21 protein-coding genes are annotated in these 26,121 nt (G+C 74.7%); 9 read left to right on the forward strand and 12 right to left on the reverse strand.

Annotated elements, in window-relative coordinates:
• Nucleotides 1-42 precede the first annotated feature (42 nt).
• Nucleotides 43-1,692: a glycoside hydrolase family 13 protein gene (locus ACIA8O_RS02850; protein WP_396291709.1), complete on the forward strand. Its 1,650-nt coding sequence runs from the start codon at nt 43-45 to the stop codon at nt 1,690-1,692.
• Nucleotides 1,693-1,723: 31 nt separating this feature from the next.
• On the opposite strand, the gene ACIA8O_RS02855 is transcribed toward ACIA8O_RS02850, so the two are convergent.
• From ACIA8O_RS02855 to ACIA8O_RS02875, 5 genes are all read right to left on the reverse strand, one after another.
• Nucleotides 1,724-4,753: a glucosaminidase domain-containing protein gene (locus ACIA8O_RS02855; RefSeq protein ID WP_396291710.1), complete on the reverse strand. Its 3,030-nt coding sequence runs from the start codon at nt 4,751-4,753 to the stop codon at nt 1,724-1,726.
• A 14-nt stretch (nt 4,754-4,767) separates the two neighbouring features.
• Complete coding sequence (locus ACIA8O_RS02860; protein ID WP_396291711.1) at nt 4,768-6,111, reverse strand: hypothetical protein; 1,344 nt, start codon at nt 6,109-6,111, stop codon at nt 4,768-4,770.
• Between the two features lie 18 nt (nt 6,112-6,129).
• A complete protein-coding gene (locus ACIA8O_RS02865; protein WP_396291712.1) occupies nt 6,130-6,606 on the reverse strand; it encodes a hypothetical protein in 477 nt (158 codons plus the stop codon).
• Nucleotides 6,607-6,691: 85 nt separating this feature from the next.
• Nucleotides 6,692-7,990 carry a hypothetical protein gene (locus ACIA8O_RS02870; RefSeq protein ID WP_396291713.1) on the reverse strand — a complete coding sequence of 433 codons (1,299 nt, stop codon included), beginning with the start codon at nt 7,988-7,990 and terminating at the stop codon, nt 6,692-6,694.
• On the reverse strand, nt 7,983-10,271 hold the full coding sequence (locus tag ACIA8O_RS02875; protein ID WP_396291714.1) for a hypothetical protein: 2,289 nt from the start codon (nt 10,269-10,271) through the stop codon (nt 7,983-7,985). Before ACIA8O_RS02875 ends, ACIA8O_RS02870 begins: the two co-directional genes overlap by 8 nt.
• Before the next feature lie 517 nt (nt 10,272-10,788).
• Between ACIA8O_RS02875 and ACIA8O_RS02880 the strand changes: the two genes are divergently transcribed.
• From ACIA8O_RS02880 to ACIA8O_RS02890, 3 genes are read left to right on the forward strand one after another with little or no spacing between them, the layout of a single operon-like run.
• A complete protein-coding gene (locus tag ACIA8O_RS02880) occupies nt 10,789-12,381 on the forward strand; it encodes a circularly permuted type 2 ATP-grasp protein (RefSeq protein ID WP_396291715.1) in 1,593 nt (530 codons plus the stop codon).
• Nucleotides 12,378-13,346 (forward strand): alpha-E domain-containing protein, encoded by a 969-nt coding sequence (locus ACIA8O_RS02885; protein WP_396291716.1) that lies wholly within the window; start codon nt 12,378-12,380, stop codon nt 13,344-13,346. The genes ACIA8O_RS02880 and ACIA8O_RS02885 overlap by 4 nt, the downstream gene beginning before the upstream one ends.
• 5 nt (nt 13,347-13,351) lie before the next feature.
• Entirely contained in the window at nt 13,352-14,194 is an 843-nt protein-coding gene (locus ACIA8O_RS02890; protein ID WP_396291717.1) for a transglutaminase domain-containing protein, read from the forward strand.
• A gap of 98 nt (nt 14,195-14,292) precedes the next feature.
• Here the strand turns inward: ACIA8O_RS02890 and ACIA8O_RS02895 are convergent, their stop codons facing one another.
• Nucleotides 14,293-15,096 carry an exodeoxyribonuclease III gene (locus ACIA8O_RS02895; RefSeq protein WP_396291718.1) on the reverse strand — a complete coding sequence of 268 codons (804 nt, stop codon included), beginning with the start codon at nt 15,094-15,096 and terminating at the stop codon, nt 14,293-14,295.
• Between the two features lie 255 nt (nt 15,097-15,351).
• Here ACIA8O_RS02895 and ACIA8O_RS02900 point away from each other — a divergent pair, with 255 nt between their 5' ends.
• The gene (locus ACIA8O_RS02900; protein WP_396291719.1) at nt 15,352-16,143 is read left to right on the forward strand and encodes a GntR family transcriptional regulator; all 792 of its coding nucleotides are present in this window, start codon (nt 15,352-15,354) and stop codon (nt 16,141-16,143) included.
• 178 nt (nt 16,144-16,321) lie between these two features.
• Here ACIA8O_RS02900 and ACIA8O_RS02905 read toward each other — a convergent pair whose 3' ends face one another.
• Nucleotides 16,322-17,470, reverse strand: coding sequence for an ROK family protein (locus ACIA8O_RS02905; RefSeq protein ID WP_396291720.1), 1,149 nt, complete (start codon nt 17,468-17,470; stop codon nt 16,322-16,324).
• A gap of 284 nt (nt 17,471-17,754) precedes the next feature.
• Nucleotides 17,755-18,423, reverse strand: coding sequence for a class I SAM-dependent methyltransferase (locus ACIA8O_RS02910; RefSeq protein WP_396291721.1), 669 nt, complete (start codon nt 18,421-18,423; stop codon nt 17,755-17,757).
• A 296-nt stretch (nt 18,424-18,719) separates the two neighbouring features.
• On the opposite strand from ACIA8O_RS02910, the gene ACIA8O_RS02915 reads away from it, so the two are divergent.
• Nucleotides 18,720-19,151, forward strand: a complete 432-nt coding sequence (locus ACIA8O_RS02915; protein ID WP_396291722.1) for a GNAT family N-acetyltransferase — start codon at nt 18,720-18,722, stop codon at nt 19,149-19,151.
• Nucleotides 19,152-19,362: 211 nt separating this feature from the next.
• The gene (locus tag ACIA8O_RS02920) at nt 19,363-20,049 is read left to right on the forward strand and encodes a class F sortase (RefSeq protein ID WP_396291723.1); all 687 of its coding nucleotides are present in this window, start codon (nt 19,363-19,365) and stop codon (nt 20,047-20,049) included.
• Nucleotides 20,050-20,056: 7 nt separating this feature from the next.
• Here ACIA8O_RS02920 and ACIA8O_RS02925 read toward each other — a convergent pair whose 3' ends face one another.
• Nucleotides 20,057-20,560 carry an isochorismatase family protein gene (locus ACIA8O_RS02925; protein ID WP_396291724.1) on the reverse strand — a complete coding sequence of 168 codons (504 nt, stop codon included), beginning with the start codon at nt 20,558-20,560 and terminating at the stop codon, nt 20,057-20,059.
• A 129-nt stretch (nt 20,561-20,689) separates the two neighbouring features.
• Between ACIA8O_RS02925 and ACIA8O_RS02930 the strand changes: the two genes are divergently transcribed.
• Complete coding sequence (locus ACIA8O_RS02930; RefSeq protein WP_396291725.1) at nt 20,690-21,016, forward strand: deoxyxylulose-5-phosphate synthase; 327 nt, start codon at nt 20,690-20,692, stop codon at nt 21,014-21,016.
• Between the two features lie 59 nt (nt 21,017-21,075).
• Here the strand turns inward: ACIA8O_RS02930 and ACIA8O_RS02935 are convergent, their stop codons facing one another.
• Complete coding sequence (locus ACIA8O_RS02935; RefSeq protein WP_384428599.1) at nt 21,076-21,153, reverse strand: 50S ribosomal protein bL37; 78 nt, start codon at nt 21,151-21,153, stop codon at nt 21,076-21,078.
• Nucleotides 21,154-21,531: 378 nt separating this feature from the next.
• Between ACIA8O_RS02935 and ACIA8O_RS02940 the strand changes: the two genes are divergently transcribed.
• On the forward strand, nt 21,532-22,629 hold the full coding sequence (locus tag ACIA8O_RS02940) for a hypothetical protein (protein WP_396291726.1): 1,098 nt from the start codon (nt 21,532-21,534) through the stop codon (nt 22,627-22,629).
• A 28-nt stretch (nt 22,630-22,657) separates the two neighbouring features.
• On the opposite strand, the gene ACIA8O_RS02945 is transcribed toward ACIA8O_RS02940, so the two are convergent.
• Entirely contained in the window at nt 22,658-23,809 is a 1,152-nt protein-coding gene (locus ACIA8O_RS02945) for an alpha/beta hydrolase family protein (RefSeq protein ID WP_396291727.1), read from the reverse strand.
• A 132-nt stretch (nt 23,810-23,941) separates the two neighbouring features.
• Nucleotides 23,942-26,089: a hypothetical protein gene (locus ACIA8O_RS02950; RefSeq protein ID WP_396291728.1), complete on the reverse strand. Its 2,148-nt coding sequence runs from the start codon at nt 26,087-26,089 to the stop codon at nt 23,942-23,944.
• Nucleotides 26,090-26,121: the final 32 nt, after the last annotated feature.

A 26,121-nucleotide genomic window follows, 5' to 3' on the forward strand; every position in this document is an offset into this window, starting at 1 on the left:
TCCCGGGTCGGCCGCCCGGACCCGACAGGAGGTCGGTACCGCATGACCGGTCGCGAGGCCCGCCCGTGGTGGCGGGACGCCGTCGTCTACCAGATCTACCCGCGCAGCTTCGCCGACGGGAACGGGGACGGGGTCGGCGACCTCGCCGGCATCCGGCGCCGCCTCTCCCACCTGGTCGAGCTCGGGGTGGACGCGCTCTGGACCTCCCCGTGGTACGTCTCCCCGATGGCCGACGGCGGCTACGACGTGGCCGACCACCGCGACGTGGACCCGCTGTTCGGCACCCTGGAGGAGGCCGAGGCCCTGATCGAGGAGGTCCACCGGGCCGGTCTGCGGATCATCGTCGACCTGGTGCCCAACCACGTCTCCAGCCGGCACCCGTGGTTCCGGGCGGCGTTGGCCGCCGGGCCCGGATCGCCGGAGCGCGGGCGCTTCCACTTCCGGGCCGGCCGGGGAGCGGACGGCGAACTGCCCCCGAACGACTGGACCTCCTACTTCGGCGGCCCCGCCTGGCACCGCGTCACCGAACCCGACGGCACCGAGGGCGAGTGGTACCTCCACCTCTTCGCCCCCGAGCAGCCCGACCTCGACTGGGAACACCCGGACGTGCGGGCCGACTTCGAGCACACCCTGCGCTTCTGGCTGGACCGGGGCGTCGACGGCTTCCGGATCGACGTCACCGACGCCCTGGTCAAGGAGGCCGGCCTCCCCGACCGCGCCGACCACCGGCCCGGCACCCCGCTGCCCTGGGCCGACCAGCCCGGGGTGCACGAGATCTACCGCTCCTGGCGCCGCCTGACCGACTCCTACCCGGGCGAGCGGATGTTCGTCGGCGAGCTGTGGACCCCGGACCCCGAGCGCTTCGCCCGCTACCTGCGCCCCGACGAGCTCCACACCGCCTTCAACTTCCCCTTCCTCAAGGCCCCCTGGGACGCGGAGGAACTGCGCGGGGTGATCGACGGAACCCTGGCCGCGCACGCGCCGGTCGGCGCGCCCGCCACCTGGGTGCTCTCCAACCACGACACCACCCGGCACGTCACCCGCTACGGCCGCCGCGACACCGCCTTCGCCTTCGACGGCGGGTCGCGCCACGCCGACCCCGTCGACCTGCGGCTGGGCACCCGCCGGGCCCGGGCGGCCGCCCTGCTCTCGCTGGCCCTGCCCGGCAGCGCCTACGTCTACCAGGGCGAGGAGCTCGGCCTCTGGGAGGTCGAGGACCTGCCCGCCGCCGTCCGCCAGGACCCGACGCTCCGTCAGTCCGGGGAGAGCGACCCGGGCCGCGACGGCTGCCGGGTGCCCCTCCCGTGGTCGGGCTCCGCCCCGCCGTTCGCCTTCACCCCACCCGGTGCCGCACGGCCGCCCTGGCTGCCCCAGCCCGGTGAGTGGAAGGACCTCACGGTCACCGCCCAGACCGGCGACCCGTCCTCGGTGCTGGAGCTCTACCGCACCGCACTGCGCCTGCGCCGCGCCGAACCCGGCCTCGGCGACGGCTCCCTCGCCTGGCTCCCCGCCGCCCCCGGCGTGCTCGCCTTCACCCGCCCCGGCGGTCTCACCTGCGTGGTCAACCTGTCCGCGGAGCCGGTCGCCCTGCCGGAGCACGAGGCCGTGCTGCTCTCCAGCGCCCCGCTGGACGGCGGCCTGCTCCCGGCGGACACCGCCGCGTGGCTCCGTACCACCGGGCCGGGGCGCTGACGCCCTCCGCACGGAGGGCGTCAGCCCCGCGTCACGGGAGCGCCCGCTCGATCATCCGCATCACCTTGGTGAGTTCCGAGGCGTAGGTGGGGCCGGTGGCGTACCCGGCGGCGGCCACCGCCCCCGCGAACGCGTAGGGGTCCGAGGCGTGCAGGAACGCCGCGGCGTAGCGGGGGTTGTCGCGCAGGAAGCGGCCGTGGGCGAGGAAGGCCTCGGCGGGGGACGGGTAGACGCGGAACCAGTCCCGCACCACGTAGTCGTACCGCCCGTCCTGACGCGGGGTCACCGAGATCACCTCGGGGAAGACCGCGTCGGGACGCCTCATCACCTCCTTGGTCCGCAGCAGCTGGCGGGTCGACGCGGGGTCGCTCGCCCGGGCCTTGATCCCGAAGAAGTTGTGGCCCGGCGCGTGCGCGCCCCACCCGGACTCCAGGGCGGCCTGACCGAGCGTCACCAGCCACGGCACGCCGCTGCCCGCCTCGGAGGCGCGCGCGAAGTCGCGGTGGCCGCGCGCGAAGCCGACCACCTTGTCGGAGCCCTTGGGGGTGGGAGTGGGGGTGGGCGTCGGAGCGGGGCGACCCGCGAGGCCCGGCACGGAGCCGGCGAAGAGCGGGCTCGGGTACTGGGCGCCCTCACGGCTCAGGTCGACGTGGATGTGGTCGACGTGCTTGTTCTCGTGGGGGTACGGGCGCCAGCCCTGGGCCCGCCTGCCCCACGCCCAGATCCGGCCGTTCCAGATGACGACGGCCACCTGGAGCTCGACGGCGTTGGCGAGCAGCCAGGCGATGTACGCCTCCGCCTGGGCCCGCTGGTCCGGCTTGTACGCGTCGGCGAAGAGGTCGACCGACCGGCCCTCGCCGTGGAGGGAGGGGGTGCCGAAGGAGGTGAGCCGGCAGTAACGGCCGGACGTGCTGCGGCCGGTCAGCCGGGTCCACTGGGCGGCCAGGGCGAGGGCACCCGGCTGGTCCGTGCCGACGCACTTCTGGAACGTCCCGCGGGTGACGCGCCCGGCCGTCCGGTCGGGGGTCCGGGTGGTCGCGGGGCCGGGGCCGGGGCCTGGTCCGGGGCCTGGTCCGGGTGTCGGCGGCGGTGGTGTCGGCGGCGGGCTGGGCTTGCCGCGCCTGGCCGCGCGGTAGGCCTCCAGCTCGGCCAGCGCCCGTCCGCCCGCCGGGCCTTTGATGTAGGTCCACTTCGCCCAGGTGCCGCGGACGTCGACGTGGATGTAGCTGTAGGCGATCCCGATGCCGATCTTGTCGCCCCAGACGTCGATGGCGGCCTTCGCGAGCTGCATCCCGGTCATGCCGTCGACCCTGATGTCCGCCGCCTGGCCGCTGGAGTGCCGGCTCTTCGTCGTGTCCTGGGGGTGGTCCTTGTAGACCTCGATGTTGCGCGCGAACGAGCGGTAGCCGGATTTGATCACGACCGGCTTGCCGACCCGGTCCCGGATCGCCTGGAGGCAACGCACCAGCTCGACGGAGATCCGCGCCTTGGCGGGGTGCCGGCCGCCGGTCGTGACGAGCTCGCGCACGGTGAAGTTGGCCGAGAGCTTGAGGCCCTGCACCGCCGGCCCGGTGTCGTACAGCGGGACGCCGGTCCTATGCGGGTCCCAGTACTCCTCGCCCGGCCCGGCCGGGCCCGACACGGGAGTCAGCACCACCCCGGACGGGAAGGCCTCGTCCTCCGCGAGCCCGGGCGACTCCCACGCGCCGTACGGCTCACCGGCCGAGGGGTACTCGTCCTCCGCCTCGTACCGTTCGCCGCTGCCCGGGAAGTACTCCGGCTCCTCGCCGGCCTCCCGGGCGGACGGACGGCCCGGAACCGGTGCCGTGCCCGGCAGTTCGGCCGCGGCGTCGGCGAGCAGCCGCCAGCCGAACCGCCGCGGGATCTCCATGTGGCTCACCCGTGCCCGCTCCACCCGGAAGGACGGCGAGCGCGAGGAGCCCAGGGCCCGGTGCACCTTCTCGCTGTTGCGCGCGGTGCCCTCGCCCGCCCGGTAGAGCACCCGCAGCGCCCCGGAGCCCCGCTCGATCCTCCGCCGCGCCCAGGCGATCAGCGGAGTGGGGTCCGTGTAGAGGGCGTCGAAGGTGAACACCTCGTCCGGGTCGACGGCCCGTTCGTCCTGGCCGACGCGCCGCAGGATCGCCATGAGCGAGGCACCGCCGCCCGAGTGGGCGGTGAGGACGATCTTCCCGGCCGGGACCCGCGCACCGGTCTCGGTGGCGAACGCGGCCAGCGCATCGTCCACCAACTGGCGTACGGCGCCCGGTCGTTCGAGTGCGGGGAAGGTGTAGCCCAGGCCCGACCGGCCGCCGAAGTAGTGGCCGCGGGGGAGCACCAGCAGGGTCGGGGAGGTGCGGCCCACCTGGGCCGGGTCGGCCGGGTCGGCGAAGTCCAGCCCGCTGACCGGCTCCTTGTTCCGGACGATGTTCATCGCGTGGCGTCGGCCGTCGTAGCCGTGCAGGTGGATGACGACGTCGACGCTGGACGGGGCGACCATCGCGTTCCACTTGAGCAGGAGGTCCGGTGCCGTCCCCGCGTGGCGGCGCAGCATCGGCAGGTGGTTCACCACCAGCCGTCCCGGAGGGACCGGCACCGGCCAGAAGGACTCCTCCGCCGCCCAGAAGGCCGGGCCGAAGTCCTCGGCCTCGAAGCCCTCGTGCTCGAAGTCCTCGGCCTCGAAGTCCTCCTGCTCGAAGGACGCTTCCTCGAAGTGCTCCGCCTCGTGGACCGTGTGCCCGGCCTCCCCGCCCTCGAAGCCCTCGAACTCCGCGAACTCCGCGAACTCCGCGAACTCATCGAGAGCCTCGAACGCCTCCGGCTCGGAGGACTCCGCGCCCCCGGACGGGTACCCCTCCCACTCCCGCTCGAACTCGGTCAGGTCGAGCGTCTCCGACCAGCCCTCGGACTCCCGGCCGTGACAGCACGTCGGCTCCGCGGCCTCGCCGTGGTACTCCTCACCGGCCGCCGCGAAGACGTCCTCGCGCAGCGGCCAGGCGCCCTCCCCGCCGGACGGCGCCCCGCCCTCCGGGGCGAACACCGACGACTCCTCCGGTCCGTCCATCGTGCGCTCCTCGTTCACGCGACCGGGCCGTGCCCGTTGGGCGAGGCCGCCACCCGGGCCGGCGTGATCGCCGTCGCGTTGAGGGACGGCAGCCGCAGCGGCTGGGGCGTGGTGCCGGCGAGCGTGCCGGGGGCCGGGCGGGCGGTCGTCGCGGAGTCCTTCACCCGCTCACCGGTGGCGGACTGCCACAGGTCGATGATGCGCATCATCGTCGTCGGGATCGGCCTCATCGGGCCGCCGAACGACCGGAACAGCAGCTCGGCGTTGGCCGGGTCGTCGAACTTCTGCTGCTCGATCATCCACACCAACGGCGAGACGATGTCGGCGAGTTCGAACAGTTCACGGGTCTGGCGCGGCGGCCTGATCCCCACCAGTCCGCCGATCGTGGAGAGCCGGTCGGCCGCGTTGCCCGCGGCTCCCGCCGCCGCGCCGAGGGTGGTGACCAGCTCGGTGTCGTACTCCACGGTGAGGTGGAACCAGCTCATCATGGTGACGTAGGCGTACTCCTCGCGCGCCAGCATGCCGCCGCGCCGCCGGGCCCGGAGCAGCTCTCCGAGCGTCTGGCAGATGTAGGCGACGTAGTTCTGGTCCGTGGGGTTGGCGCCCACCTGGTTGCGGTCGTTCTCGACGCCCAGCCAGACCTGGCGGAGCAGTTCGTTCCACAGCTCCAGGAACCGGGTGTTCGCGGCGGCCCCCGCGTCGCGCTTCCAGGGCTGGCCCTCGACCCGGCCGGACAGGCCGTGCGGCAGGTCGCAGCCGAACATCCGCCAGTAGGCGTTGCGGCGGTTGATCTGCGCGTCGGGCCTCAACTGGCTGACCACGGAACCGACGTGGAACAGCGGCGGGTCGCGGAAGAACAGCTCCTCGGTCGCCCGGACCCACGCCAGCGTCTCGGCGGTCGGTGGTGTGAGGGTCTCCCCGACGACGTAGCGGCGCACGATCTCGCTGAAGATCTCCACGATGCCGGTGCTCTCCACCAGGTAGGCGTAGAGCAGGTGTTCCCACGGCAGCGGTCCGACGTTGGTCCCGAGCGCCGGGCCGCCGGTGAACTCCGAGGGGACGGCGGCCGGGGCGGGCGGGATGGCACCCGCCGCCGGGGCCACCCCCGAGCGCAGGGTGCCCGACCGCAGGCCGTCCGGCAGCCGAAGCCGGGAGACGATGTCGACGGGCGTGCGGAGCGGATGGGTCGTCATGCCCGGCCAGGCGGCGATGCCGCCGGCCGCCCACACCTCCTCCAGCCAACGGCTGAGCTGGGCGGGATGGGTGGCGAACACGGTGGAGACGGAGTCCCCGTTCGGCGTGGCGCTCGGATTGGACAGGGCGGGGTCGGCGATCAGGCGGACCAGCATGCGGAACATCGCGGAAGTCTCCTTCGGTCAGTGATCCCGGTACGGGATGCCCAGGCGGATCACGGTGCCGTGGCGGTCGAGGAGTTGGACGGCGGAGACGGCCTCGGTGCCGACCTCGAGCTCCTGCCCGTGCTCCAGTTGGTCGGGTCGGAACGTCGTCCGCTCCCCGCCCGGGTAGCGGACGACGATCCGGTCCGTGGCCCCGGGCAGGCTGCGGTCGGCGAAGACCAGCCGGTCGCCCTTGTGCCGTGGCGACCGCATCAGCACGATGTCCGAGTTGCCCCGGCGGCCGAAGTTGCCCAGCCCGTTGCGCAGCGCCCGGAACTCCAGCTCGATGTCCAGCTGCTCCTCGTCGAAGCCGCGGGCGCCGTCGAAGCCGCGCCGGTCCCGCGGGGCCTGTCCGTCGAAGTGGTCGGCCAGCCTCTTCACGGCTTCGGCCGCCTCCGCGATCTGCTGGAGCAGCCGTTGGCTGTCCGTGCTCGCGGGCTCAACCTGCTTGTTCATCCGGTTCCTTCCTGGTGTCGGAGAGCCGTCTCGGACGGCGGTGTTCGGACGGCGGTGTTCCGGGCGGCCGGGTCGGACGGCCGCATCAGACGGCCGTGGCGTGTGCGCCGCCGAGCCGGCCGAGCCACGTCTCGATCTCGGTCCCCGCCGTGTCCCGCCCGCCCGTCCCGCCGGCCGCGGTGCCGCGCAGCACCGTCCACGCGAGGATCCGCAGGGGCTCCAGCCGTTGCAGGTACGAGGAGGTGTAGAGCGAGTCCCCGGCCCGGTGGGCGAGCCGCTCCAGCTCCGCCGGTGCGACCCGCCGGGGGTCGGCCAGCGCCGACAGCGGTACGCCGCCGAAGGCCCGCATCGGCGCGCGGGTGCACACGTCGGCCAGGGCCGGCAGCACCGGCAGGCTGAGGCGGGCGGCCTCGGCGGCCTCCGGAGGGGCGTCCCGGAGCCGGTGCCGGGCGGCCCAGCCGGCCGCCAGGCCGTCCCAGGGCCCGGGGCCGTACCAGGAGCGGCAGAGCGCCGCGTTGAACTGGACCCGCAGCCAGCCGAACGGGTGCGGATCGCCGAACGGCATCCGGAACACCGCCCGGGTCGGACCGTCGACCACGGTGGCCAGCGCGGTCACGGGGGCGTACCCGAGCAGCGCGAACGCGTAGACGTCGGCGGCCAGTTCGCTCGCCCAGCCGCGCCACAGGTCGGCGGCGAAGGCCGAGACGGGGGCCAGCACGGCGTGCAGCGCCGCCCCGAGCTCCGCCGACCACCCCGTCAAGTGGCTGACCTGGTGGCCGACTTCGTGGAGGAGGGAGGTGGGCTGCCAGAGGTTGTGGCGGGTGATCTTGATCGCGGCGGCGGGGGAGAGCGAGGAATCCCACAGCCGCACACCGGACTTGAGGATCGAGGCGCCCAATCCCTTGTCCAGGTAGGTGAGGACGGGCGGGACGTCGAGGGAGAGCGGCCGCAGCACCCGCTCCATGCTGTCGACGGCCAGCGCGTCCAGCCCCCGCAGGACGGCTCCCAGCCGGGGGTTGGTCCGGGTGTTGACGGCGTCCCCGTAGAAGTCGACGACCGTCTCCGCCTGGACGTAGCGGCGGCGGACCGTCAGCAGGCCCTGCCGCACCCGGGCGAGCCCGTCGGGCCCGCCCGCGGCGGCGAGCGCAGAGCTCACCGCGGCCACCTGTGCGACGACGCGGGCGGCCGAGGCGTGCAGGGCGGTGCGCAGGCCGAGGCCGAGGTAGGACTCCAGGGCGGCCCAGGCGGCGGGCGCCGCCACCAGCTCCAGGTCGCCGAGGGACCTGGCCGCACGCCGCCAGTGGTTCAACTCGGCTGCCAGTGCGGCACGTTCGACCTCCAGGGACACCCGGTCGGGTGCCCGCTCCGGCGCCCGCTCAGGCATGGCGGTGCCATCCCGGGCCGACCGTCACCTTGGCGGCCGGCAGCGCACCGCCGGTGAGCGCCTCGCGGCCGGCCCCGGAGAACGCGAAGGTGAGGGTCACCCCGTCGGCCGGATCCCGTACCGCGGCGGCCAGTTGGGCCGCGTGCTGGGCGAGGAAGGCCGAGAGCGCGCCGGTCACGGCGGCGGTCACCCGGTCCGCGACCCGCCCGGCCGCCGCCGCGTCGGCCACCACCGCGCTCCGGAGCAGCCGGCCGACCAGCACCGGGGGAAGGATCGTCGTGTACAGGGCGCGCAGCCCGGCCAGTACGGAGGGCAGGTCCGCCCGCCCGCCCGGGGCCTTGGCCGACAACCGGGCCAGCAGTTCCTGGGCCTGACGCTCCGACAGGCGCAGCGCGACGTTCAACCGTCCCGTCGTGGGGTGCAGCGTGACCAGCACCCTCCGGCGCCGGGGGTGCGGCCTCCCGCCGGCGGGGAGGGCGACCGGGCGCAGCCGGAAGTAGCGCCGGCCGGGGGCGGGGCGGGGCCGTCCGCCGAGGGCCGCGGCCCCGTACGGGAGGCGCCGTCCCAGGCCGGGCTCACCGAGCAGCAGCCCGGCGATCTCCGGGGTGAGCGGCTGGTACTCGCCGGCGTCCGGGCGTTCGCCGCCCTGGGCGGCCTCGTCCTGGGTCAGGTGGCCGAGGTGGGTGCCGGGCAGTGCCTCGTACAGGTCGACCCGGGCCTCGACCGGCCAGCGCTCGGCGCCCCGGTCGAGCAGGTGCGACTCCAGCGTGCCGCCGTCCGACCAGGGCACGGACCGCGCCAACTGGCGGCTGACCGGCACCACGTAGACCCGGGTGTAGCGGCGGAAGCGGTAGCGCGGCCGGGCGGCCCGCGGCATCAGCACCCAGACGCCGCCCTCGCCCGCGGTCTCCCGCTCGGGCAGGTCGGCGCGGAGCAGCCGGTCCGGCATGGCGGCGGCCGCCGCCTCGGCGAAGGCCTGCTGCACGGCGGCGTCCAGCTGCAGCTCGTCCTCGAAGGCCTCCGCCGGGAGCTCCAGCACCCGCTCCACGGTGGCCTCCACGGCGGAGGCCAGCGCCTCCCCGGCCAGCGACTGCTCCTGAGCCGCCGTCACCTCCAGGCCGAGCGCCCGGAAGCCGAGGTCCACGATCGGGCGCGAGACGGTCCGGGCGGCCTCCGGGCCGACCAGACCCTTGATCAGACCGGCGATCCGGTCGGCCACGAAGCGGACCACCTTCTCCCGCCCGATGAGCGAGATCCCGAGCTTGACCAGCGGGCGGGCGGCCATCACCGCGGGGATGAACTGCTCGATCTCGGCGACCGGGCGGGTGCCGGCGGGCAGTTCGGTGAGCTGCCCGGCCAGCCGCTCGCGGGCGGCGTCCAGCTCGCCGATCCGGTCGGCGGCCTCGCTCTCCTCCCCGCCGGCCAGCTCGGCCTCCAGCCCGGAGCCGGGTGCGAGCAGGAGGCCGGTGAGCCGGGCGTCGAACTCCTCCGCCAGGGTGGCCACGGCCTCGCCCTCGGCGCTCTCCGTGGCCTCGCCCAGCCCGAGCTTGGCCGCCAGGGTCCGGGCGATCGGGCGGACGGCGGCGGGCAGGCGGTTGGTCGCGGCCCGCAGCACCCTGCTCAGCAGCGGGCGCACCAGCGCCTTCAACTTGTCGAGCACCGGGCCGATCGGGAGCACCGAGCCGATGGCCTTGATGCCCTTCCTGGCGAGGCCGACGGCGCCCCGGACGACGGACTTCGCCTTGCGGACCAGTCCGCCGAGGAACTGCTCGAAGCCCTCCGAGCCGAGCGGCGGCACCTCACCGTCCCCGCCCGCCGAGGCCAGGAACTCACCCAGCTCCTGCTCGCCCATCCCGGTCAGGTCCACCCCGGCCAGGCTCTCGGCCAGCCCGTCCAGCGCCCGCTCGGACTCCGCCGCCAGCGGTTCGATCCAGCGCTCCAGCGCGGCCAGCGCCTCCGGCTCGCTCAGCATCCCCGACCAGGCCCCGTGCTCGGCGAGGTGCTGCGCCGCCGCCTCGTCGACCAGCCGCTCCACCGCGTCCGCGAAGTCCTCGTCCGCCAGCGCCTCGAAGAACCCGGCCGCCGCCTCGTCCGTCCGGTCCAGCGCCTCGCTCACCAGCCCCGCCCCGAACGGCGACTCCAGCGCGGCGGCCCCCGGCCCCTCCGCCTCCGCGGCCGGCTCCGCCACCGGATACGTCGTCAGACCCGCGAAGGGGGAGAGCCGGCTCTCCCGGTCGACGGTGGCCCCGCCCCCGCCCCCGCCCTCGGTCAGCACGTTCATCTTCGGCGCCTCCTGGCTGCCCGATCACCTCGAGCGCCTGGAACGCCCGCGTAGCCGCGACCACGCCGAGCTGTTCCCGACGCGGCATCAGGTCCACAGTGCAGCGACCGCCCCCGCCCCGCCTTCCCAGCGGGCCCGCGGGGGTGACCCGGCCCGCCCGAACCGCTCGGCGGACCTGCCCTGACACCCCGTCACCACGACCGCCCCGGCCGCGGCACGACCGGGGTGGCGGCCCGGGTGGCGGCCGGGCGGCCCGGCTCCGTCCTGACGAAGTGGTTCGTGTCCGCGTGACGAGCGCGCCGGAGCCGGAGCAGGCTTCTTCCGGACCGACGTCCTGGACGCCGCCCGGGAGACCCCGCACGGTCGGCACCGGCGGCCCCCGCCGACGGCATGCGGAGGCCCCGCCCTGACGTCGTCGTGCCCGGCGCCGCCGGTGCGGTGTGCCCGGGCGGGGGTGAGGTGACATAGGTGGTGCGGTCGTGGCGCTGCCGAAACAAACCGCCCATACCGTTTTGCCATGGCCGACACTTTCGACTCGTACACGACAGCGGGAGCGTGGGACGAGATGTTCGAGCGTCCCGGGGTGGTGAGACCGGCCTACGAGGCCGTCTTCGCCGCCCTGAGCCCGCTGGACTCCCTCGAACTCCGGTACCGCACGGACCAGATGGCCCGCGCCTTCACCGACCGTGGTGTGACCTTCTCCTACGGGGGCGAGGAACGCCCCTTTCCCCTCGACCTGGTGCCACGCCTGCTCGACGCCGTCGAGTGGGACCGGCTGAGCCGGGGCGTCCGGCAGCGGGTGCTCGCCCTGGAGGCCTTCCTCGCCGACGCCTACGGCGCACAGCGGGTCTTCGCCGACGGCGTGGTGCCCTACCGGCTGCTGTACTCCTCGCCGCACTTCCACCGCGCGGCGCACGGCATCGAGCCGCCGAACGGGGTCCGCATCCACGTCTCCGGGATCGACCTGGTCCGTGACGAGGAGGGCCGGTTCCGGGTGCTGGAGGACAACGTCCGCGTGCCGTCCGGCGTTTCGTACGTGATCGAGAACCGCCGGGTGATGACCCGGACCTTCCCCGCCCTCTTCGCCGAGCAGGCCGTCCGCCCGGTGGACGAGTACCCGCAGCGCCTCCTGGCCGCCCTCAAGGCCTCCGCCCCCGAGGACGTGACCGATCCGGTCGTGGTCGTGCTCACCCCGGGGGTGGCCAACGCCGCCTACTTCGAACACGCCCTGCTGGCACGGCTGATGGGCGTCCAGCTGGTCGAGGGCCGCGACCTGGTCTGCTCCGGCAACCGGGTGCGGATGCGCACCACCCGGGGCGAGAGCCCGGTGCACGTGATCTACCGGCGGCTCGACGACGACTTCCTGGACCCGCTGCACTTCCGCCCGGACTCGCTGATCGGGGTCCCGGGCATCATGGCCGCCGCCCACGCGGGGAACGTCACCCTCGCCAACGCCGTGGGCAACGGCATCGCCGACGACAAACTGCTCTACACCTACGTCCCGGACCTGATCCGCTACTACCTGGCGGAGGAGCCGCTGCTGCCGAACGTGGAGACCATCCGCCCGGAGGAGCCGGGCCGGCTGGAGGAGGTCCTGGACCGACTGGACCAGCTGGTGCTCAAGCCCGTCGACGGTGCGGGCGGCAAGGGCATCGTGATCGGTCCGCGGGCGGACCGGGCCACCCTCGACCGCCTGGCCGGGCAGGTGAGGGCGTGCCCGCGCGGCTGGATCGCCCAGCGCCCGGTCGCGCTCTCCACCTCGCCGACCCTGAGCCGCCGCGGCGACGGCCGGGACGGCCTCGCACCGCGCCACATCGACCTGCGGCCGTTCGCCGTCCACGACGGCAGCGAGGTCTGGCTGCTCCCCGGCGGGCTGACCAGGGTGGCCCTGGGGGAGGGCAACCTGATCGTCAACTCCAGCCAGGGCGGCGGCTCCAAGGACACCTGGGTGCTGGCGGACGGCGCCCCGCCGAACCGGGCGGCCGACGAACGTCCCGGCGCCGCCGTCACCGCTGTCGCCGCCGTCGCCGCCGTACAGAAAGTGATCCCCCGTCAGTCCGGCCCCGGCAGCACGCCCGGTGGCCCGCCCCAGGAGGAGGCACAGCAGTGATCACCACCGACACCATGCTCTCCCGGATCGCCGAGTCGCTGTTCTGGCTCGGCCGCTACGTGGAACGCGCCGACGACACCGCGCGCATCCTGGACGCCTACCTGCACCGGCTGCTGGACGACCCGTGGAGCGGTGAGGACGCCGCCTGCCGCTCGCTGCACGCCATCCTCGGCGTGTCCGTCCCGGCCGGGCGGCCGTGCGACATGGACTCGGTGCTGGCCCGGCTGGCCTTCGACGCGGCCAGCCCCGGCTCCATCGACGGCGCGCTCAGGGCGGCCCGCGAGAACGCCCTGACCGCCCGCGACGTGGTCTCCACCGAGATGTGGGAGACCCTCAACTCCACCTGGCACCAGCTCGCCGAGCACCGCCACGCCGCACGCCGCACCGGACCGGACGCCTACCTCGGCCTGGTCAGGCGCCGGGCCGCGCTGTTCTTCGGACTCGCCGACTCCACCATGAGCCGGGACGACGGCTGGCGCTTCGTCGCCCTCGGGCGGAGCCTGGAGCGGGTCGACATGACCGCCCGGCTGCTCGCCGTCCGGGGGTCGGCGGCCGTCCACGCTCCCGACTGGCCCGCGCTGCTCAGCGCGAGCGGGGCCGAGGAGGCCTTCGTCCGCGCCCGCGGAGCCGGCTGCGACTCGGTCGAGGTGGCGGCCTTCCTGCTGCTCGACCGGGGCTTCCCGCGCTCCGTCCTGCACGCGCTGAGCGCCGCCGAGGAGTGCCTCGCCGAACTCGACGGCGGCACGTCCTCCTGGCAGCGGCCCGAGCCCGCGCGGCTGGCCGTGGGCCGGATGCGCACCAGGCTGGAGTACCTCTCCTACTCCGAACTGGACCGGCTGCCCGCCCTGTTGAACGAGATCCAGCTCGCCTGCGGCGAGGCCACCCGGGCCGTGGCCGAACGCTACTTCCCCTGCGGAGGACCGATCGAGTGGTCGCACCAGTTCGAGACCCGAGAGGCGGCGTGACGGCGATGGCCAGCCGACTGCGGATACGCCACGAGACCCGGGTGGGATACCCGAGCCCGGCCGGCTCCTCCTACAACGAGCTGCGGATGAGCCCGCTCACGCTGCCCACCCAGACCGTCCTGGACTCACGGGTGGAGGTGACCCCGGCCGCCTCGCTGTGGACCTACCGGGACTACTGGGGCACCCGGGTCACGGTGTTCGACCTGGCCGAATCGCACAGCAGCCTCGCGCTGACCGCGACCAGCCTGGTCGAGACCGCACCGCCGACCGCGCTGTCCACCCCGCTCGGCCGGGCCGAGATCGCCGCCCGGTCGGCCGACAGCCGACTGACCGAGTACCTCGGCGGGACGCCGCGCACCACGGTGAGCCCGGAGCTCGCGGCCCTGGCCGCCGAGGCCGCCGAGGGCCTGGACGCCCACCAGGCCGCGGCGGCCCTGACCGACCTGGTCAGGGAGCGGGTCGCCTACACCCAGGGCAGCACCGGGGTGCACAGCGGAGCCCAGGACGCCTGGGACCAACGGGCCGGCGTCTGCCAGGACTTCGCCCACCTCACCGCCGCCCTGCTCCGCGCGGCCGGCATCCCGGCCCGGTACGTCTCCGGCTACCTGCACCCCTCGCCGGACGCCGAGATCGAGCGGCCGGTGGCCGGCGAGAGCCACGCCTGGGTCGAGTACTGGGCGGGCGAGTGGACCGGCCACGACCCGACCAACGGCACCCGCCCCGGCGAGTCCCACGTCATCGTCGCGCGCGGGCGCGAGTACGGCGACGTCCCCCCGCACAAGGGCGTCTACCACGGCACACCGGGCGAACTGCCCCAGGTGCGCGTGGAGTTCATCCGTCTCGCCTGATCCCGCCCGGTACGGAAGAAGCCCGGGAGCCGGCAGCAGACGGCGCCCGGGCGGTGGTGGCCCGGGCGCCGCGGGGTGCCGCCGTCGGACGGGTGGAGCTACGGGAGGTCGTAGACCACGGTGACCGGGGCGTGGTCGGACCAGCGCTCGGGGTGGGTGGCGGCGCGTTCGACGCGGGCGGAGCTGGCGCGGGCGGCGAGGCCGGTGGTGGCCATGTGGTAGTCGATGCGCCAGCCGGAGTCGTTGTCGAAGGCGCGGCCGCGGTAGGACCACCAGGTGTAGGGGCCGGGCCGGTCGGGGTGGAAGGCGCGGACGACGTCGACGTAGCCGGCCTCGGTGAGGACGCGGGTGAGCCAGGCGCGCTCCTCGGGGAGGAAGCCGGCGCTCTTCTGGTTGGCCTTCCAGTTCTTGAGGTCGATCTCCTGGTGGGCGATGTTCCAGTCGCCGCAGACGACGACCTCGCGGCCCTCGGCCTCGGCGCGCTTGCGCAGGTCGGTGAGGTGGACGAGGAACTCCGCCATGAAGCGTTCCTTCTCGTCCTGCCGTTCGGTGCCGACTTCACCGGAGGGCAGGTAGAGGCTGGCCACCGTGACGCCGGGAAGGTCGATTTCGGCGTACCTGCCCGAATTGTCGAATTCGGCTGAGCCGAAACCGATCGCGGTGCGGGTCGGCTCCTGCCGGGAGAGGACGGCCACGCCGGCCCGGCCCTTGGCCGCGGCGGGGGCCCACACCGCGTGCCAGCCGTCCAACTCGCGCAGCTCGGGCGGGAGTTGCCCGTGCTCGGAGCGGACCTCCTGGAAGCAGATCACGTCCGCCTCGGTGGCGGCGAGCCACTCCAGCAGGCCCTTCTTGGCGGCGGCCCGAATGCCGTTCACGTTCGCGGTAGTCACAACAAGAGTCACCGGGGAAGGGTATCCGGCCGCCCGGGTGACGGGCGGAAGGCGGCGGGGTGGCGGGCGCGCGTCGTGAACGCCTTGTGAAGTCTTGTCCGGGGCGGGTCAAGGCGTTCCATTGGTCTTGACCATCTCGGCGGGCAAGCCCTACTGTCACTTACTGCAAAGACCTTTAATAAAGAAGGACGGATAAAGCCCGCCCCTCCCACCTGCCGGAACGTCGGGCGTGGGGCAGGCCCGGCGACCTTCAGGGCGGAGGACACGGTGGGTCAGAACCAGCTCGCGGCAGTACCGGAGCCGAAGTACTGGCACCTGCGCACGGTCCTGGTGCGCACCATCGACGCGGAGTTCTCCACCGGTCAGGTGCTGCCCAACGAGCGCGAGCTCGCCGCCCGCTTCGGCGTGGCCCGGGCCACCCTGCGGCAGGCGCTCGACCAGCTGGAGCTGGAGGGCCGCCTGGTCCGCCGCCGTGGCATCGGCACCCTGATCGCCGCCCCGCGGGTCGGCGTCCCGGTCAGCCGGCGCGAGGAGGGCTGGCCCGGTGTGAGCCGCAGTCAGGCCTGGCGCGAGGTCGGCTGCGAGAGCGGCCCCGCCTCGCCGCAGCTCGCGCTGTCGCTCGGGGTCGAGCCCGGGAGCCTGGTGCACACCGTCCGCCGGATCCGCATGGTGCAGGGCCGGGCCATGGCCACCGAGTCGCTGCACGTGCCGGACGCCGCGCTGCGCGCGCTGCCGCGCGTGGTCGGCGGGGCGGCGCAGGCCGAGGCCGACCCGGCGCGGCTGGTGCTCCGTCAGCTGGAGCGCCTGGTGATCGACGGCGAGTCCCGCGCGGTGGAGCTCGGCGTGGCCGAGGCCGAGGAGGCCGGGCTGCTGGAGCGCCCGCCGGGCACCCCGGTCCTGGTGGTCACCACCCAGTACGCCGCGGCCGGCCGCCTGGCCGCCCTCTCGGTCGCCACCTACCGCGCCGACACCTGCAAGCTCACCTTCGGCGAGACCGGCCTGGTCGAGGTCACCCCGGTCGAGGGCAAGCAGCCGGTGGGCGCCGCCGCCGCGTCCTGACGGGCCCGGTAGGGCAGGCGCCCAGGGGCGCGGGGAACTGCGCGAATCGGAAGACACAGACCCGTGTGCCGGGTACGGACACTCACTTGCAAGTGAATCTCCGTACCCGGCACACGGGTTTCGTCCTTCCGCCTCGCGCGGTTCCTCGCGCCCCTGGGCGCCTGCCCTACCGGGCCGGTCAGCGCGGGGAGTCCACCGCGAAGAGCTGGTCCTCGACGTGGTCGAGCGCGACCCGGAGGGCGCCCATCGCGACGACCTCGGTGCCGAGGGCGGCGAGGGCGACGTCGGGGGCGCGCAGGCAGTAGAGGGCGAGCTGTTGGCGCAGGGGTTCCAACACGTCGTCAAGACCGGCCGCCCAGCCGCCGACCACCACGATCTCGGGGTCGAGGGCGAGGACCAGGGCCGCGACGTCGTGGACCAGGCGGCGCAGGAAGCGGTCCATCGCGACCATGGCGACCTCGTCGCCCTCGCGGGCCAGCCGCAGCACCCGGGCCACCGCGGCCTCGTCCAGCGGGTCGAGCGGCTTGCCGGTGGTGGAGAGCAGGCGCTCCGGGGTGGCCTCCTGGCCGAGCAGGTGGAGCGCGCCGATCTCGCCGGCCGCGCCGCCGAAGCCGCGGTGCAGCCGCCCGTCGATCAGTGAGCCGGCGCCCGGGCTGAGGCCGGCCATCACGAAGACCAGGTCGCCCTTGCCGACCGCCGCGCCTTGCCAGTGCTCGGCGATGGCGGCCAGGTTGGCGTCGTTCTCGATCATCACCGGGCAGCGGAACGAGCGCCGCAGCCGGGCGCCGAGGTCGAGCCCGGTCCAACCGGGCATCGCGGTGCCGAGCTTGACGTTCCCCTCGCGGTCGACGATGCCCGGGCTGCCGACCGCGACCGCCCAGAGGCTGTCCCGGGAGACCCCGGCCTTGCGGAGCACCTCGGCCACGGTGGCCCGTACCAGGGTGAGCCGCTCCTCCGGTTCGAGGGTCTCGACGGCGGGCTTGGCGTGGCTGCCGAGCACGGTGCCGGTCAGGTCGGCCAGGATGACCCGGATGTCGTGGACGCCGATCTCGATGCCGAGGATGTGCCCGGCCTCCGCCCGGAAGCGGAACCAGCGGGCGGGGCGGCCGCGCTGACGGCCCGTGTCCTGGGAGTGCTCGACCTCGGCGACCAGTCCGGCCTCGATCAGCCCCTCGATCACGCCCTCCACCGTCGGCCGGGAGAGCCCGGTGTCCCCGACCAGTTGGGTCAGGGTGACGGCCTGTCCGTCGCGCAGCGCCCGCAGGGTGACCGCGGCGTTGATCCGACGCAGCAGCGAGGAGTCCCCTCCGGTGAGCCGATCCGCCAAGTCGCTGCCCTTCCGCCGTCTTACGCGCGACAGCACCGGCGCGCGTGAAGGAGTACGCGGGCGGCACCGTCCGGGCCCCCCACGGGTGTGCCGACCGGGCAGCGCGACACGGGGTACGGCGCCGGAGGGCGTGAGCCGGATGCTACTCGGCGCGACCCCGTCCCGCGAGCGTTTCCGCAGCTCATCACCGGTTCGGTATCGAAACGGTACGTTGCCCCCGCCGCCCGGCGGGGTCCGGCCGGGGAGAGCGGCGGTGAGGAGTGGTGAGGAGTGGTGAGGAGCCGTCAGCCGTCGAGGCGCCAGACCGTGGTGGTCTTCACCTTGCTGTCCTCGAGGTCCGCCGCCGTCGGGACCTGGTAGACCGCCGCCTCGGTGAAGGCCCCGCGCGGCAGGTACGCCCGCCCCGGGTCGCCGACCAGCACCAGCGCGCCGCGCGCCCGGGCCCGGTTCAGGAAGGGCAGCACCCGCTCGGCCATCGCCCGCTCGTAGAAGACGTCCCCGGCCAGCACCACCTCGGCCGGCGCGCCGTCCCCGCCGAGCAGGTCCGCCAGGACGGCGTCCAGCTCCACCCCGTTGGCCTCGGCGTTGAGCGCGATCGCGGCCACCGCGTAGGCGTCGATCTCGGCCGCCGTCACCTCGGCGGCCCCGCGCAGCGCCGCCGCGACCGCGACCAGCCCCGAACCGGCCGCCAGGTCCAGCACCCGACGGCCCGCCACCACCTCCGGGTGGTCCAGCACGTACCGGGCCACGGCCTGGCCGCCGGCCCACGCGAACCCCCAGAAGGGCGGCGGCAGGTCGGCCTGGCCCTTGGTCTCCTCGGTGTGCTCCCAGAGCGCGATGGCCGAGGCGGCCTGGTGCAGTCGCACCTCCGGCACGAACGGCACCGATGCCAGCTCGGTCTGCTCCCGCACGAACCCCCGCAGGGCCTGCTCGTCCACCGTGGCCACACCCATGCTCCGCGCCTTCCTCTCACCGGTGCCCGGATCCTACGCCGGGGCCACCGCCTCGCCGGCCGGCCACTGCACGGGACCTGTGCACAGGTCCTGTTCGCGGACCTGTTCGTGGGACCTGGGGCCGGGTGACCCAGACCCTACGGCATCTGACGCCCCGTCACGCCCCCGTCACGCGGCCGCAGCGTGCCCGCAGCACGACTGCCACGTGCCCGCCACGCCTCCCGCGCCGCCGTGCGGGCCGCGGCCCGTCCCGGCAGGTGGAATTCGCTCGTCCGGGTGGGACGGCGCTGGTAGACATGCCCGGCATGAGCGACCTACGACTGCGCCCCGCCACCGTTGACGAGATCCCCGACCTGCTGGCCTTCTGGGCCCGCGCCGCGGAGGGCACCAGCATCACCGACGACCCCGAGGGCGTCGGGCGCCTGCTGGCCCGCGACCCGGAGGCGCTGATCGTCGCCGAACGGGACGGCGCGGTGGTCGGCACCGTGATCGCGGGCTACGACGGCTGGCGCTGCCACCTCTACCGGCTCGCGGTGGACCCGGCGCAGCGGCGGCAGGGCATCGCCGCCGCGCTCCTGGCCGCCGTGGAGGAACGCTTCGCGGCGCTCGGCGGACGTCGGGCCGACGCGATGGTCCTCGACCACAACGAACTCGGCCAACACGCCTGGCGGGCCGCCGGCTACGGACCCGAACCGGCCTGGACCCGCTGGGTGAAGCCGCTGGGCTGACGACGGCTCAGGGCCGCGCCCGCCGCCGTCCGCCACGTCCGCCGCGCTTCCGTGCGGCGGTGGGCGTGCGCCCCGGCACGCGCCCCGGCACGCGCTCGCACGGGCGGCGGAGTCCGACTGGTGGCGACGGTCGGGATACGTACCGTGAGATCAGGTACGAGTCCCCGCCCCGGGGTGGGGTGGAGCGGGGGAAGAAGGAGAGGAGCCCCGGATGGCCACCGCCACGGGACGTGGTCGCCGGGCCGCGCGACGGGCCGGCCGCCGCCGCAGGCTGCCGGGCGTGATCGCACTGGCCTCGGCACTGCTGGTCCTGGGGGCCTGGGGCGTCGGGCTGGGCGATCAGCCGGGGCTGCCGCCGGTGCCCGAGGTGCCGGCGGCCGCGCCCGTGCCGGCCGTGGTGGTTCCGGCGGCGCCCGCGGTTCCGGCGGTGGTGCACGGGATGGCCAGGTCGGCGCCCAGACGACTGCGGGTCCCCGCGGTGGAGGTGGACGTCCCGTTGATCGAGCTGAGCCTCGGGACGGACGGTTCGCTCCGGCCGCCCGAGTCGGACCGGACCGCGCTCGCCGGGTGGTACGCGGCCGGGGTCAGCCCGGGCGAGACCGGGACCGCGCTCCTGGCGGGGCACGTCGACACCGCGCGCGGCCCCGCCGCGCTGCACCGCCTGGCCGCCCTGACGCCCGGTCAGGCCCTCCTGGTCGACCGGGCGGACGGCAGCTCGGCCCGCTTCGTGGTGGACGTGGTCGCCGACCACCCCCGCGACGCCTTCCCCAGCGACCGGGTCTACGCCCCCGCCCCCAGGCCGGAGCTGCGGGTGATCACCTGCGGCGGCCGCTACGACCGCGCCCACGGCGGCTACCAGGACAACACCGTGGTCTACGCCCACCTGGAGCAGTCCTGACGGGCGGTCAGGCCGCCGCGGAGTCCGTGTAGTCGGCGGTGTGCCGCACCTCGCCGAAGCGGGGGAAGACCCGGCTGACCGCGAACTCGTGCTCGTCGGCGGCGAAGCCGGACATGGCGTCCGCGACGAACTCCACCGCGTAGCCCAGGTCGCTCGCGGCCCGCGCGGTCGACTCCACGCCCATGGTGGTCACCAGTCCGCCCAACACCACGGTGCCCACACCGAGTTCGCGCAGCAGATCGTCCAGGCCGGTGCCCTGGAAGGCACCCACGGTCCGCTTCACCACCGTGACGTCCCCCGGCCGCACCAGCCCCTCGGCGAAGCCGCTCCCGGGCGGCTGCTCCGCCACCCCGGGACGGTCCACCCGGACCAGCACCACCGGCCGCCCCTGCGCGCGGAAGGCCTCCGCGAGGAGACGGCAGCGGGCCAGCACCTCCTCGCCGTCGTACGGCGCGAGCGGGAGGGCGACGATCCGGGGCATCAGGTCGATCAGGACCAGGGCGGTGTTCACGCGCCGAGCATAGGCGTTGCGCGCCGGGTGGCCGGGTGGCCGGGTGGCCGGGTGGCCGGGTGGCTGGGTGGCGGAGTGGCCGGGAAAACCCGTCGAGCCGTGCGGCCGGTGCCGCCTAGGCTCCGCTCCATGACCCACGCGAAGACCAGCTACGTCTGCCTGCCCTGCCGTGCCTCGTACAAGCAGCCGTACGACCGCGAGCGCGAGCGCCGCTGCCCGCGCTGCGCCGAACCGCTGGTCCACGTCGGCTCGGCCTTCGCCGCGCCCCGCCGCCGCGACGCGGCCGGCTGGCGGGCCCTCTCGGTGCTGCTGCACGCGGGCATCCGCTTCCACAAGTCCTGTTGCAGCGGCCCCGGTTACCGCCCCCGCACGCTCCGAGAGGTCCGCGAGCGCCTCACCCACGCCCGCCGCACCGGCCGCCCGGCGGCCGAGTCGCTGGTGCGGTACGAGCTCTGACGCGGACCGGCCGTGCCGCCCCCGGTGGGGTGGCACGGCCGGTCCGTCTCACACGGTGTTCAGCACTGGGGCCGCTTGCCGTGGTTGGCGCCGCCCTTGCGGCGGGCCCTCTTCTTGCGGCGTCGCTTGGATGACATCGCGTCTGCTCCTCTCGCTGCGGTCTGCCGGATCTCCGTTCAACCTCGCACGGGTGGCGGTGGTCGGCGAGGCGGCGCCGCTGTGCGGGTGACGGGGCGCGAACGGAGGGGGACCGACCGGTTCCGGCCGTCCGGTGAGGGGAACGCGGGGGAGAAGGGTGGACGGAGTGGCGCAGATGTACGGGCAGTGGGTGGGCAGGGGCGGGTGGGGCGCAGGGTGACGGGCGGGGCGGGCCGGGAAACGGCCGACAAGTGACCGGCCGGGGCATGCCAGAGGTCTAGGCCAACGGGGGCTCTACTCCTAGGGTGTGACGCACCGTCAGCCGGGCCCGGGTGTCGACGGAGACCGTCCACCGCCACCACCCAGGGGGTACCCGCATGTCCGTACGCCTGTTCTCACGCGTGGTCAGAACCGCGCTGCTCGCCCTGAGCGTGCCGGCCGCGCTCGTCGCCGCCGCCCTGCCGACCGCCGGGCCGGCCGCGGCCGCCGTACCGGACCGCTACGGCTTCGCCTTCCTCGACAACCCGACGCCGCCGCCCGCCTACGTCCCGGACACCACCCGCCAGTGGGGCAGCTGGCCCTCCCCGGCGGCCAACCCGGTCAAGGTCGACCAGGTGGGCGTCGGCCAGTACGTGGTGCACTTCCCGCTGATCGCCGGCCCGGGCGGGATCGCCCACGCCACCGCCGTCGGCCGCACCGGCAGCTGGTGCCAGGTCAAGGGCTGGGGCCCGGTCGGCACCGGACTGGACGTGACGGTCCTGTGCTACAAGCCCGGCGGCATCCCGGTGAACTCGCAGTTCACCGCGCTCTACACCACCAGCAGCGGGGTCCCCGCCCCGGCGGGTGGCAGCTACGGCTACACCTACTCCGCCCCCACCGGTGCGGTGATCACCCAGTACAACTCCTCCGGCGGGGTCAACACCGTCAGCCACGGCTCGACCGGCATCTGGAAGGCCTGGCTGCCCGGCCTCGGCGGGGCCACCCAGCTCGGGAACTTCCAGGTGACGGCGGTGGACGGCGTGCAGGGCGCCCGCTGCAAGGTGGCCGACTGGTACCCCGGCAGCACCGGGCAGACCGCGATCGTCGCCTGCTTCGACGCGGCCAACAACCCGTACGACACCCGGTGGACCCTCAGCTACTCGGTCAAGCGCGCGGTGCACGGCCCGGCCTACCCGCCCAAGTACTTCGGCCACCTGTGGTTCAACGGCGGCGTCCCGGCCGGGACCAACTTCAACTCCGTCGGCGCGGCCAACACCCTGGCGGGCTCGGTCCCGTACTCCGTGACCATGCCCTCGGTGGCGGTCGTCCCGGACACCTCGCACACCACGGCCTTCGGCCCCGGCCCGGACTACTGCGGCGAGGCCATGCCGTGGAACCGCAGCGGCAGCACCGTGACGCTCTACCCGATCTGCTTCAACGGCAGCGGCAGTCCGGTGCCCGGGCGGTTCTTCACCGCCTACACCTCGGCGTTCTGACACGTCGTCGGCGGCTCCGCCCGGGGGCTCAGGGGGTGTGGAACAGCACCTCCGGGGCGTCCGGGCGCGGGCCGTCGAGCAGGGGTTGCGGGCGGCCCTTGAGGTGGAGGTCGAGGAAGGCGCCGACGTAACGCCTGGTCAGCTCCACCGAGCGGGCCCCGGAGAGCGGGAAGTCCGGGTCGGGCAGGCCGAGTTGGTCGCCGAGGGCCGGGTAGTCGGTGAAGGTGAAGTGGCCCGAGCCGGTGAAGGTGATCCAGCGCTTCCAGCCGCCGAGCCGGCTCCAGTCCCGGTCCCAGGAGGGCTCGTGGCCCGGGGTGGTCTCGGCGGCGCCGAGCAGCAGGAACGGCCGGTCGTCGGTCGCGGCCGGAGTGAAGAGCGAGCCGTCCATGTCGACCCCGGCCCTGATCCGGGGGTCGGCCGCCATGGCGGAGGCGGCCGAGGCGCCGCCGATCGAGTGGCCGGCCATCGCGATCCGCCGGCGGTCGATCATCCCGGCGTGGCGCCAGGCGGGGTGACGGCCGGTCAGCCGGTCGAGCAGGAAGGAGACGTCCTTCGCCCGGCCCTCGGTCACCTTGTCGTAGCCGACGGTCTCGGCCTGGTCGCAGGCCAGGCACTCCGGCAGCCGGCCGCCGGGGAAGGCGGTGCCCACGCTCTCGTACGCGTGGTCCACCAGGGCCACCAGGTAGCCGCGCGAGGTGAGGTCCTCGGCGAGCGAGCTGAGGGTGGCCCGGTGCACCCCGAAGCCCGGTGACAACACCACCAACGGGTACGTCCCGCCCAGCGGCCGGGCGTCCGTCCGGGCCGCCGTCCTGGTGGCGGCCACCACGGCCGGGTCGACGGTGTCCTGGAGCTCGCGCGCGCCGAGCAGCCGGCGGGCCTCCTCCACCTGCATGTACGGCGCCGGACGGCCGGTGCCGTGGCGGGCCGGGTAGTACATCGTCACCATCAGCTCGCGCGGGCCGCTCTTCGCCCACTGGTCCACCCGGCTGCGGTCCACCAGGTGCAGCACCTCCCTGCCGACGCCCAACGGGCCGGTGGGGCGCGGAAGTTCGAGCTGCGTGCGGGAGGGCTTGGTGGAGGTGGCGGACGGCGCGGCTGCGGCCGAGGCGGTGGCCGCCAGCGGCAGCGGGAGCGCCAGGGCGAGGAGCAGGGTGGCGGTGGTGGCGAGGCGTCGGTTCATGTCTCCGAACCTATGCCGCCGTCCCTGACGGATCGTCAACTCACGGGAGGAAGGGGATCATCCGCGCGGATGATCCCCTTCCTCCGCCCACGGTCTGACCCTGGGGCCGGGCCCGCCCGGGGGCGGCCGCCGTCAGAGGAAGTTGTTGGGCCAGATCATGGTCCGCCACATGTGGGCCACCGGTGAGCCGTCGAAGCCGAGGCCTGCGCGCGGCTGCCGGAAGCACCGGCCGAGGGCGTCCTCGAACTCGCTGATGTCGATCTCCTCGGCCGGGTCGAAGTCGAAGGTGTAGACGTCGTTGAGCGTGATGAGGCGGGCCGTCATGTACCACCGGTGGGCGCGCGCCTCCCGGTAGGCGCGGTGGACGTGCTCGGGCGGGCGGTAGCCGGAGCCGAAGAAGGAGTCGTAGGCCTGCGGGTAGTCGTAGCCCACGGCGGGGTCGGGGAAGAAGCGGAGGATCTCGTGCTGGCGGATCGCCCAGGCGACCTCCTCGCTGACGTAGGGGGCGACCAACTGGGCGCCCCAGTGGCCGTGGTGGCTGCGCAGCAGGCCGCCGACGGCGATGTCGTGCAGCAGGCAGGCGGTGACGACCGCGTCCCCCAGGTCCAGGTCGCGGGCGCGGCGGGCGCTGTGGATCAGGTGCAGGGCGGTGAAGCGGTCCTGAGAGAGCCGCAGGCGGAAGAAGTCGGCGAGCGTGGGCCGGTCGGGCATCACGGGCAGCGTCGGGTTGTCGCCCATCATGAAGACCCGGTCCTCGCCGAGCTTCGCGATCCACTGGCCGCCGTCCAGGTGCTGGTCGGTTCCCAGGGTGGCGATGGCCGGCAGGGTGGTCATCCGTTCCAGGCCCTCCTGGCCCGAGGGACGTGGGCGGACGAGGAGCGATGACTGCGGCGCGGTCCGCTCCCGCGTGGGGCGCGGCAGGACGAGGCGGGAGGGGGCCGGGGCGGGGAGGGTGAGCGGGGTGGGGAGGGCGTGCGACTGCGGTTCGGCCGGGCGGACGCCGGCCTGGTCGCAGAGCCGGCCGATCCGGGCGGCCGCCTCGGGCGTGACCGGCCCGGTCAGGGCGGCCCCGTGCTCCCCGCTCAGCGCCAGCACCGCGGCCTCGGCCTCGCAGGCCCACAGGTCATGGGAGTTGAGCAGCCCGATGCCCGGTCCGTAGCGGTAGCCGTCGCGCCGGTGCAGCGGCCCCGGGTCGGGGGTGCCGGTGCCGACCGGCCAGAGCAGGCGGGCGCCGCGCTTGTGCCACTGCTCGCGGTCCAGGCAGCCGGGCCGGCCGGCGTCGATGAGGACGCGTCCGGTCAGGTCCTCGCCCGGCACGAGCTCGTCCGGCTCCAGCCGCTCGGTGATGGCGCAGACCGTCACCCGGCAGGTGCGCAGGACCTCTCCGGTATCGGCCGTGACACGGGTGCGGTCCTCCGCCCCCGCCGCCCGGACCACCCGGTCGACCCGGCCCAGGCGGGCTGGCCGGTCGCAGGCGAGGAAGGCCGTGTCGGGTAACTCGGCGAGCAGGGTGGCCAGGACGGCCGCTCCGATCGGACCGGCCGCTCCGATCACTCCGATCCGCAGCGGTCCGTCGCCGGCGCCGACGGCGCCGACGGTGTCGAGGACGTCGAGCGTCAGACGCCGGATCAGGTGGACGGTGCCGCCGTGGCCCGTCGTGACGGCCGGAACGTTCCTGCCCGGGAACGCCGCCTCGGTGCCGCTGGGGAGCGCGTCGCGCCCGAAGCGGGTCAGTGCGGGGAGGAAGGCGCCGAGGCCCACCACCTGCACGCCGAATCGTTTCCGTGCGAAGGAGATCGTGTCGCGGACGATGGCCGAGATCCGCTCGGCGGCCGCCCGGGGCTCCAGGTCCGTGACCAGGTCCGCGGTGACCGGGGCTTGCAGCACCAGCCCCCGGCGCCCCGCGTGCTCGCCGTAGTCGGCCAGCACCAGGGGCGGCAGGGCCGCCAGGAGGTGCTGGCCCCAGCTCGGGGTGACGCCGTACCGCGCGTCGAGCAGCGGCAGCAGGTGGTGGATCTCGGGTCCCCTGGTGGGGTCCTGACGGCTGATCGGGCTGGGCACCACGAAGGCCCGGTCGGCCGGCAGGTCCGGTGCGATCCGGCCCTCGTACAGGCCGAAGGCCCGCTCGACGGTGGCGAGGCTGCGGGCCGCCGCGGCCGCCGGGTCGGCGAGGTCCGACCGGGCACCGGCCTGCCGGACCATCGCGTCGAGCAGCCGGAGCGCCGCCTCGCGGTCGGGCGTGGTCCGCGGCGGACTCGTGGAGTGGAGTGCGGGAAGCATGACGACAACCCCCTGGGGCCGAACGGCCCACG

Origin of the sequence: Kitasatospora sp. NPDC051853 (genome assembly GCF_044452665.1) — a bacterium.
Classification (GTDB): Bacteria; Actinomycetota; Actinomycetes; order Streptomycetales; family Streptomycetaceae; genus Kitasatospora.